Below are 9,535 nucleotides of genomic sequence, written 5' to 3' on the forward strand. Positions count from 1 at the left end.
TTGGAATGTGACGGCGACGACCGAGATCTACCCCCTAGAGTTCGTCGGCAGCGTCAGATGTGTATAAGAGACAGCTGGGCGCGGCGACCAGCGCGTTTCTGCAGGAAAGCGACACGACGACCCCGTTCGTCGTCGGCGTGGCGGGATCCGTCGCGGTGGGCAAGTCGACCATCGCGCGCCTGCTGCGCGAGCTGATGAGCCGGTGGCCGGGCACACCCCGCGTCGAGCTGGTGACCACCGACGGCTTCCTCTACCCGAACGCCGAGCTCGAGCGGCGCGGGCTGATGGACCGCAAGGGCTTCCCCGAGTCGTACGACCGCCGGGCGCTCCTCTCTTTCCTCACCGAGGTGAAGAGCGGTGCGGCCGAGGTGCGGGCTCCGTTCTACTCGCACATGCGCTACGACATCGTGCCCGACGCGCACGTCGTCGTGCGGCGGCCCGACGTGGTGATCGTCGAAGGACTCAACGTGCTGCAGCCGCCGCCCGCCCCCAACGACGTCGCGGTGAGCGACCTGTTCGACTTCTCGATCTTCGTCGACGCCGACGTCGCGAACATCGAGCGCTGGTACATCGACCGGTTCCTCGCGCTGCGGCAGAGCGCGTTCAGCAACCCGTCGTCGTACTTCAACGTGTTCGCGCATCTCAGCGATGACGAAGCCGTCACGACCGCGCTCGGGTTCTGGAACGAGATCAACATGCCCAACCTCGTCGAGAACGTGATGCCCACCAAGCACCGCGCCACGCTCGTGCTGCGCAAGGGCGCCGAGCACGCCGTCGAGAGCGTGCAGCTGCGCAAGGTGTGACGCGCGCGCCAGGGGCTGCGCACGGCCCTCTGGCCCCCAGCTGATCATCTGAGTCTCGGGTGACTCAGCCCCAGGATCATCGCCCCACCAGAGGGCCGTAACGCACGAGTCACGCTAACCGCCGGTGACCGCCGGCGCGAGCACCCTGATCGACTCCTTGTGATTTCTCGCGCTGACCTTGCGCTGATCTTGAGGAACGGCCCGACCCATAGGATTGTGGCGAGCCGCCCGGTCACGGGCGGCGGCGAGAGGGAGCTACATGCGCAACAGCGGTGTGCGGGGCGTCATCGCCTCACTGGCGGTCGTCGGCGTTGTCGCACTGACCGGATGCGGCCCGGCCCCGTGGACGATGGGCGACCCGGAGGCGACGCCCACGGCATCCGCCACCGTCGCACCGCCCGTGCCGAACGATCTCTCCAGCGGCAGCACCCAGCGTGAGCTCGTCGCCGGTGCGGTGACCGCGAAGGTCGACTACTGGTCGACGCTGTCGATGGACCGGTGGACGGCGGGCGCGGTGAAACCGCTCAGCGTCTCGCTGGTCACCAACGTCACCCCTGACGACGGCCAGAAGGTGTACCTGCAGAAGGCCACCCTCACCGCGATCGCCGGCAAGGGCGAGACCTCGCTCGCCGCGCTGGAGCCGCAGACCGACGCCGCCACCGTGGCGCCCGGATATCTCGTGCTCGCGCCCTACAGCTACTCGCAGACCTTCAACGTCGGCCCGCTCGACGACAAGGCCACCTCGGTCACCGTGCAGGTGACGTTCGACTTCCTCGTGCAGACCACTCCGACGTCGAAGGAGTACGCGAAGCAGACCGCGACCGACACCCTCACGGTGGCCATCGCTCAGCCCGCATCGAAAGACTGAGCGGTACCAAGCTCAAGATCGGCGCAAGATCAGCGCAACGGCATCCGAAGCCGCCGGAGAAGCCGATCCGACGCCGATAGCGTACCGACGGGCGTGCACTCCGGCGCTGCCCAGGAGGGTGATTCATGACCTATCGACGGACTCGCGGCACCGTGCGCGCCGCCGCGGCGATCGCCGCCGTCGCCGCGATCTCGGGCCTCACCGGCTGCAGCCAGCTCATCGACACGCTGAACGGTGCGGAGACGGTTCAGGCCGTGCGCCCCACCCCGCAGGCCTCGGCCGACAACGACCTCGACGACGGCAGCGGCTTCGAATCGCAGTTCACCCGCGACGGGTCGGTCTCGCTCTCCAGCGACGTCGCCGACGGGCTCGAGGTGCGCCTCGACGTGTGGGCGTACGAGCCCAAGCGCACCATGCAATGGCATCCCGACGGTGAGAAGAGTCTCGGCTTCGCGGTGAACGTCTACGACCACCGGGTCGACGAGAAGGCCGTGCTCACCCAGAAGCGCCGGGTGTACCTCTCGCAGATCGCCATCACCTCGCAGACCGCGCAGGCGTCGAACCAGACCTCGTCGCCGTTCCAGTTCACCGCCGACCCGCGCACGCTGGTGCCCACCGACACGCTGCGCTCCGAGCGCGGACTGCTGCTGAACAGCTTCCAGGGCGGCCTGCTCGTGCCCCAGACGACGATCAACCAGCTGCCCGCCGACACCCAGGGCATCACGCTGCAGTTCGCGCTGACCATCGCGGTCGAGGGTGCGGCCAACGACGACGCCAGTTTCCAGCAGCAGACGGTGTACCAGGTGCTGCCCATCCGCATCCACCCGATCGAGAACTGAACGTCGCAGATCAGATTCTTGAGCCGATCTTGAGCAGAACCGGTGCCCGCCTGACGGGAATCCCGCGATCGATCGACCAGGATCGTCATATCGGACAGCGCAGCCAGCGCACCGAAGACCGAGGGGGCCGTCGTGACGACCGAGTACGTGCAATCGCCGCAGGGGTTCGACCGCAACGCGGGCGGCCACGGCACCGCGCTCACGCCGGCTGACGACGCGCCCGGCTTCGCCGACGACTTCTCGGCCGTACTCGAGGGCACGTCCGGGCACCGATCGACCATCGGATGCGTGATCCCGGCGTACAACGAGGAAGAATCGATCGCCGGGGTGCTCACCTCGCTCCTCGCCCAGACCCGGGTGCCCGACGTGATCCACGTCGTGGTGAACAACAGCACCGACAAGACGGTCAAGATCGCCTCGGAATTCGCCGGCCCGCACGAGATCACCACCGACCTCGGCGAGCAGTTCACCGAGGTGTTCGTGCACGACATCGGCAAGAACCCCGACAAGAAGGTCGGTGCTCTCAACTACGGCTACTCGCTCGTCGAGGGCTACGACTACCTGCTCGGCGTCGACGGCGACACCATCGGCGACCCGCGGGCGGTGGAGTACCTCGAGACCGAGGCCGTCTCAGACTCCCGCATCGGCGGCATCTCGGCGATCTACTCCATCGACACCGCGCCCATCAAGGGCGCCATCGCGAAGTTCCTCATCGCCGGGCAGCGCACCCAGTTCGCCGCTTTCAACCTGCAGAACCTGCTGCGCGGGCGCAACATGGCCGTGCTGGGTGGCCAGTTCTCGATCTTCTCGACCACCGCGCTGCGTGACGTGATGGTCGCCAACCGGCAGCGCACCCCGTGGGTGCGCGACAGCGAGGTCGAGGACTCGCTGCTCTCGCTGCAGATCAAGAGCGCCGGCTACCTGACCAAGATCAGCCCCTACGCGCGCGCCGACGTGGGCGGCATGACCACCATCCGCGCCTACGACGCCCAGCAGGTGAAGTGGACGTTCGGGGCCATCGAGCTGATGTGGCCCGGGCAGCGCGGCGACACGAAGGGCCAGCCGTTCCACCCGAACCTGCGTCTGCGCTGGTTCGAGAACTTCGGCATGCTCACCAACCTGCTCGTGCGCATCGGCTTCGTCACCCTGCTCGCCGGGTCGCTCTCGATCGGCGCGTTCGTGTTCTCGCCGTGGTGGCTGCTGCCGCCGCTGGCCGCCGTGCTGCTGAACGTGCGCATCGCCATGACGATGAAAGACCGCACGACCCGTGACATCCTGTTCGCCGCGCTGGTCGTGCCCGCCGAGATCTTCATGTGGATCAGGCTGAGCCACTTCCTGCGCTCGTGGTTCCGCTTCCTCTCGCGCAAGAAGGTCGACAACTGGGCCATGCAGGCTCAGGCCGAACGCGGCAGCGGCAGCGCGCACTGGATGCCGCTGGTGATGCTCATCGTCGTGCTCGTCGGCCTCGCCGTGGCGTGGAACCTGCTGACCCCGGCGATCCAGTCGGCCATCCTCTGGATCGGCTGGCCGGTGCTCGGCGTCGTCACCGTCACGCAGACCGTGCTGATGGTGTTCAAGCTGCTGCGTCGCTACCAGGGCTTCAAGGTCTGACCCGGGCTGACCGGTGCCGGTCGGCTGCTCGGCGCCGGTCGGCCTGTCGGCTTCTCGGCGCCGGTCGGCCGGTCAGCTGGTGACTTCGGTGGTGAGCCGGTAGCCGACCCCGCGCACCGTCTCGATGTAGCGAGGCTGCACGGGGTTGTCGCCGAGCTTGCGCCGCAGGTTGGTCATGTGCGCCTCGATCGCGCGCTTGTCGGCGTCGCCCACGAAGTAGCTCGTCACGTACGACTCGCCGCGCAGCACCAGCGTCAGGTCTGCCTTGCTGCGCACCCGACGCTTCGACTCCATCAGCGCGCAGAGCAGGTCGAACTCGGTGCGGGTGAGCTCGACGTTGTTGTCCTGCACGAGCACCGTGCGGGTGTCGGCGTTCAGCCGCAGGTCGCGGTGCGACACCCAGGTGCCCTCTTCGAGCTCGGCGTGCAGCACGTGCGGAACGACCGCGCTGCCCGGCTGCGCGGGCATGACGACCGGGGTCAGCCGGCCGTCTTCCTCGTAGCGCAGCACGAGATCGTCGTGGTCCGCAGACTCGGCGGCGGGTGCCTGCTCCCGCGCCGGCGCGACCGTGCGCGTGGGGGCGGGGGAGGTGAACTGCTCGCCACCGCGCGCGGCGGGGAACGATCGTCCGGACTGCTCCTGCCGCGGAGTCACGGCGGGAGCCCGCCGCGGTCGGCGCAGCATCGCCTCGATGCGCGCCCGCAGCTCGCGCGGGCGGAACGGCTTGTTCAGGTACTCGTCGGCGCCGGCGCCGAGGCCCATGACGACATCGGCCTCCTCACCCAGCGCGGTGAGCATGATGATGTACGTGTCGCTCTGCGCTCGGATGCGGCGCGCGGCTTCGATGCCGTCGATGCCGGGCATGTTGACATCCAGCGTCGTGATCAGCGGCTGGTAGGTGAGCACGGCGCGCACCCCGTCGATGCCGTTGCCTACCGAGACCGTCGAGAATCCGGCCGCTTCGAGCACCTCGGCGAGCAGGTGTCGCACATCCGGGTCGTCTTCGACGATCACCGCTGTCTTCGGGGGAAGGCCGTCATCCAGCATGCAGCACTCTCACATTCGAGGAAGGGGAACCGACGTGGTTCGGTTCATGCTATCGCGCGCCGCTGAACCGGTTACCCGGGTCACTGGGCATCCGATGTCAGCACATCGGCCGTCAGCGTCTGCGCGGCCTGCGGCCACCACACCCCGGCCGCCGGGCCGCCCTGACACGGACCGTCGCTCTCGCCGGGCGGTTTGATCCACAGATTCGTGTCGACCACGTCGTCGCCGTAGGTGCCGCCCGGGTCGCCGACGCGCTGCCCGGGCGGGTTGCACCACTCCGATCCGGCGCTCGCGACGCCGTTGCGCGAGGTGTCGACGATCGCGTGCATGCCGTCGAGTTCTGCCGCGACCGCGTGCGCGTAGGCGAACTCGTCGTAGGTCGACTGGTAGTTCGACACGTTCGTCGCGAAACCGCGGACGCGATCGGCGACGTCGACCCGGGTGATGAGGTCGGCCATCTCCGACGGGCTCAGCCACGAGCTGTGGCCGCCGTCGAGGTAGATCCAGGTGCGGGCGACCTGCAGGCGGTCGACCGCGTCGCGCAGCTGGGCGGCTCGCTCGGCGACGTTGTCGCACTGCGGGGCGAGCGCCAGGCTGTCGGGTTCGAGCACGACGATCTTCTGCACGTCGGGTGCGGCGGCCAGTGCCGTGGCGATCTCGTCGATCCAGCGGTGGTACTCGCCCTCGCTCAGACCGCCCGCGGAGTGGTTGCCGCAGTCGCGCCCGGGCAGACCGTAGATGACGAGCGCAAGCGACACGTCCTGATCGCGCGCGGCCGAGGTCAGCGCCGACACGGTGCGGCCCGCACGACCGGGCGGGTCCTGCTCGGGAGTGAGCCAGTACGCCGTCGGCTGCTTCGACAGGTATTCCGTGGCGTCGCGCTGCGCGGCATCCATCCCGCTCTCGTCGAGAGCGAGACGCGCCTTCGACAGTGGGGGCGCGAGGATGACCGTGCCCACCGCGGGGGAGGCGGCCGTCGCCGAGAAGACCCACCGCTGCACGGCACTCACCGCCATGACGAGGGCGACGATGAGCGCGATCACCACCGCGATCACCACGATCACCAGCACGCGTCGGCGCCGCTGTCGAGGGGCGCGGATGCCCGGCGCGCCGCGCCCCGTTCCCGCCGGGCCGCGGGTGCGCTCGGAGCGTCTCTTCATGGCTGTCAGCTTATCGACGCGCTCGACGGCGTCCGCGCGCTTTCGTACGGCGTCCTTTCAAATACCGGGCCGTATTCTTGAGCTCATGTGTGGAATCGTCGGATACGTGGGCCCGCGGCCCAGCCAGGACATCCTTCTCGCGGGCCTCGCCCGCCTCGAGTACCGCGGCTACGACTCCGCCGGCATCGCCGTGATCGATGAGCAGGGCGACCTGGGCATGCGCAAAAAGGCCGGCAAGCTCGCCATGCTGCGCGACTCGCTCGCCGAGCACCCCCTCGCCGCCGGCACGACGGGCATCGGACACACCCGGTGGGCCACCCACGGCGGCCCGACCGACGTGAACGCGCACCCGCACCTGGCCGACGACGACAAGCTCGCCGTCATCCACAACGGCATCATCGAGAACTTCAACGTGCTGCGCGACGAGCTCATCTCCGAGGGCGTCACCTTCCGCAGCGAGACCGACACCGAGGTCGCCGCGGCTCTGCTGGGGCGCGAGTACCGGGCATCCGGCGATCTGGCATCCGCCTTCCGCGCCGTCGTGAACCGCCTCGAGGGCGCCTTCACGCTGCTCGCCATGCACGAAGACCAGCCCGGCGTCGTCGTCGGCGCTCGCCGCAACTCGCCGCTGGTGATCGGACTCGGCGAGGGCGAGAACTTCCTCGGCTCCGACGTCGCCGCGTTCGTCGAGCACACCCGTAAGGCGCTCGCCATCGGGCAGGACCAGATGGTCACGATCACCCCGTCGTCGGTCGAGGTGACCGACTTCGACGGCAACCCCGTCGAGGCGCAGCCGTTCGACGTGTCGTGGGACGCCGCCGCGGCCGAGAAGGGCGGCTGGCCGTCGTTCATGGCCAAGGAGGTCGCCGAGCAGCCCGACGCCGTCGCCAACACCATCCGCGGACGCGTGCAGGGCGACCAGGTCGCCATCCCCGAGCTCGACGGTCTCGACGAGCTGTTCATCGGCATCGACCGGGTCATCATCACCGCCTGCGGCACCGCCTCGTATGCGGCTCTGGTCGGCAAGTACGCGATCGAGCAGTGGGCGCGCGTGCCCGTCGACGTCGAGCTCGCGCACGAGTTCCGCTACCGCGACCCGGTCATCGGCGACAAGACGCTGGTCATCTCGATCAGCCAGTCGGGCGAGACGATGGACACCCTGATGGCCGTCAAGTACGCCCGCGAGCGCGGCGCGCGCACCCTGTCGGTGTGCAACACGCAGGGCGCGACCATCCCGCGCGAGTCGGATGCCGTCGTCTACACCCACGCCGGCCCCGAGGTCGCCGTCGCGTCGACCAAGGCGTTCTCGGCGCAGATCACCGCGCTGCTGCTGCTCGGCCTGCACATGGGTCGGGTGCGCGGCTCGCTGACGGCGTCGGCGGCGGCGGATGTCGCCGAGCTGCAGGCGCTGCCCGAGAAGATCGCCCAGGTGCTCGCCGAAGAGCAGGAGCACGTCGCGCAGCTGGCCGGCTGGATGGCCGACACCCGCTCGGTGCTGTTCCTCGGCCGCCACGTCGGCTACCCGATCGCGCTCGAGGGAGCGCTCAAGCTCAAGGAGATCTCGTACATCCACGCTGAGGGCTTCGCCGCCGGTGAGCTGAAGCACGGCCCGATCGCGCTGATCGAGCCCGGTCAGCCGGTGTTCGTGATCGTGCCGTCACCGCGGCACTCGGCCCTCGTGCACTCGAAGGTCGTCTCGAACATCCAGGAGATCCGCGCCCGCGGCGCTCGCGTGATCGTCATCGCCGAGGAGGGGGATGCCGCCGTGCTGCCCTTCGCCGACGAGGTCATCCGCATCCCGCTCACCGGTGCCATGTTCGAGCCCGTGCTCGCCGTCGTGCCGCTGCAGATCTTCGCGATGGCGCTCGCCACGGCGAAGGGCCTCGACGTCGACCAGCCGCGCAACCTAGCGAAGTCCGTCACAGTGGAGTGACCCCGGTCTCCTAGCGGGTCGGGCCGCAGGGTTGGGGGGTCCCCTCGCGCCGCCCCCGGCACGGATGTCGGCGGAGTTCACGGATGTCGGCGGAGACGGGCGGGTGCTGCTGGCATCCGTCTTTTCTGCCGACATCTGTGTGGCGGGGAGTGGATGCGGGGCCGACATCTGCGCGTCAGGAGGATCAGTCGCCGATCCGGCCGATCGCCGCGGTGATCGCCGGAACGACCTGGTCCCAGTTGTGCACGACGAGCGCGTAGTCGAATCGCAGCGTCTCGTACCCGAGGGCGGATGAGGCCGCGTCGCGCACGAGGTCGGTGTGCCGTCGCTCGGCGTTCTGATGGTTCTCGCGGCCGTCCACCTCGAGAATGAGCCGGCCGCCCACGACGAAGTCCACCCGACCCACGCCCGGAATCTCCACTTGGCAGTCGAGCCGGATGCCGAGCAGGTGCAGCCGGAATCGAAGCAGTGACTCCAGCCCGCTCTGCGCATCGGACCGGGCGAAGCGCAGCATCCACTGGGCGGCCTGCGGCAATTCGTCGGCGATTCGACGCCGATCGGATGCCGTGATCAGCCGGCTGTTCCAGGCCGACTCGTAGGCGGCGAAGAACTCCTCGGCCGGAACGCAGCGATAAGCGTGGATCAGGGCCGTCGCGACCGAGGCGTATCCGACGCCGGAGGTGCCGGGGGAGTAGTGCGTGACGCACGTGCACTTCGGATGACGATGCCGTCGGCCGGCGCGCCCGACCCAGACGTGGACCTCCTCGACGGCGCTGGACAGTACCCACACCTTGCGGGACCGAAGGGCATCCCTGCAGGTCAGTTCGCCGCCGTGCACCGCTGCCGTCACGACCCTCGGATCGGTTGTGGGCAGCGCGAAGACACCGGGACGGACTCGGCGGATGCTGCCGTTGGTCACGGCATCGGCGAGGATGCGCCGGCTGCATCCGTACTGCTGGAGCTGCACGCCACGAGCGATTCCGTCGAAGCGGGAGAGGAGGTCTTTGGGCGCCAGCATCACTCGAGCATCGTCGGATGTCGGCAGGTGTGTGGCGGACTCGACCCTGATTGTGGACGGCCTGGCCGAATCGGGCAGATGTGCAGGAGGACTCGCGACGTGAGGTCGGCCGAGCGGATGCATGCGCGATGAACGGATGTCGGCGCATACGGCACCTTCTTGCCGACATCTGTCCCTGTCTCTTATACACATCTAAAAAAAAAAAAAAAAACAATCAGAATATGGAAATTGTACGATTAGTGGCATTGTGACATAG

At 68.5% G+C, this 9,535-nt stretch carries 8 protein-coding genes; 5 read left to right on the forward strand and 3 right to left on the reverse strand.

Features of this window, described 5'->3' with window-relative positions:
• Window positions 1-59 precede the first annotated feature (59 nt).
• From coaA to BFN01_RS12625, 4 genes are all read left to right on the forward strand, one after another.
• On the forward strand, window positions 60-803 hold the full coding sequence (coaA, locus tag BFN01_RS12610) for a type I pantothenate kinase (RefSeq protein ID WP_256221153.1): 744 nt from the start codon (window positions 60-62) through the stop codon (window positions 801-803).
• 259 nt (window positions 804-1,062) lie between these two features.
• Window positions 1,063-1,671: a hypothetical protein gene (locus tag BFN01_RS12615; RefSeq protein WP_071644696.1), complete on the forward strand. Its 609-nt coding sequence runs from the start codon at window positions 1,063-1,065 to the stop codon at window positions 1,669-1,671.
• 125 nt (window positions 1,672-1,796) lie between these two features.
• On the forward strand, window positions 1,797-2,510 hold the full coding sequence (locus BFN01_RS12620) for a fructose 1,6-bisphosphatase (RefSeq protein ID WP_071644697.1): 714 nt from the start codon (window positions 1,797-1,799) through the stop codon (window positions 2,508-2,510).
• Window positions 2,511-2,642: 132 nt separating this feature from the next.
• Window positions 2,643-4,121 carry a glycosyltransferase family 2 protein gene (locus BFN01_RS12625; RefSeq protein WP_256221154.1) on the forward strand — a complete coding sequence of 493 codons (1,479 nt, stop codon included), beginning with the start codon at window positions 2,643-2,645 and terminating at the stop codon, window positions 4,119-4,121.
• Window positions 4,122-4,193: 72 nt separating this feature from the next.
• Here the strand turns inward: BFN01_RS12625 and BFN01_RS12630 are convergent, their stop codons facing one another.
• Together BFN01_RS12630 and BFN01_RS12635 are read right to left on the reverse strand one after the other, a co-directional pair.
• Window positions 4,194-5,168, reverse strand: coding sequence for a response regulator transcription factor (locus BFN01_RS12630; protein WP_071644698.1), 975 nt, complete (start codon window positions 5,166-5,168; stop codon window positions 4,194-4,196).
• Window positions 5,169-5,248: 80 nt separating this feature from the next.
• Window positions 5,249-6,328, reverse strand: coding sequence for a glycoside hydrolase family 6 protein (locus tag BFN01_RS12635; protein ID WP_083428807.1), 1,080 nt, complete (start codon window positions 6,326-6,328; stop codon window positions 5,249-5,251).
• A gap of 85 nt (window positions 6,329-6,413) precedes the next feature.
• On the opposite strand from BFN01_RS12635, the gene glmS reads away from it, so the two are divergent.
• Entirely contained in the window at window positions 6,414-8,261 is a 1,848-nt protein-coding gene (gene glmS, locus BFN01_RS12640) for a glutamine--fructose-6-phosphate transaminase (isomerizing) (protein WP_071644699.1), read from the forward strand.
• Between the two features lie 184 nt (window positions 8,262-8,445).
• Here glmS and BFN01_RS12645 read toward each other — a convergent pair whose 3' ends face one another.
• Window positions 8,446-9,279, reverse strand: coding sequence for a DUF559 domain-containing protein (locus tag BFN01_RS12645; RefSeq protein WP_071644702.1), 834 nt, complete (start codon window positions 9,277-9,279; stop codon window positions 8,446-8,448).
• Window positions 9,280-9,535: the final 256 nt, after the last annotated feature.

It is taken from the genome of Microbacterium sp. AR7-10, from assembly GCF_001878835.1.
Classification (GTDB): domain Bacteria; phylum Actinomycetota; class Actinomycetes; order Actinomycetales; family Microbacteriaceae; genus Microbacterium; species Microbacterium commune.

Coding starts and splice junctions, on each gene's coding strand:
- BFN01_RS12630 (WP_071644698.1), bottom strand. CDS start 5,168: ATGCTGGATGACGGCCTTCCCCCGAAGACAGCGGTGATCGTCGAAGAC.
- glmS (WP_071644699.1), top strand. CDS start 6,414: ATGTGTGGAATCGTCGGATACGTGGGCCCGCGGCCCAGCCAGGACATC.
- BFN01_RS12615 (WP_071644696.1), top strand. CDS start 1,063: ATGCGCAACAGCGGTGTGCGGGGCGTCATCGCCTCACTGGCGGTCGTC.
- BFN01_RS12635 (WP_083428807.1), bottom strand. CDS start 6,328: ATGAAGAGACGCTCCGAGCGCACCCGCGGCCCGGCGGGAACGGGGCGC.
- BFN01_RS12645 (WP_071644702.1), bottom strand. CDS start 9,279: ATGCTGGCGCCCAAAGACCTCCTCTCCCGCTTCGACGGAATCGCTCGT.
- BFN01_RS12620 (WP_071644697.1), top strand. CDS start 1,797: ATGACCTATCGACGGACTCGCGGCACCGTGCGCGCCGCCGCGGCGATC.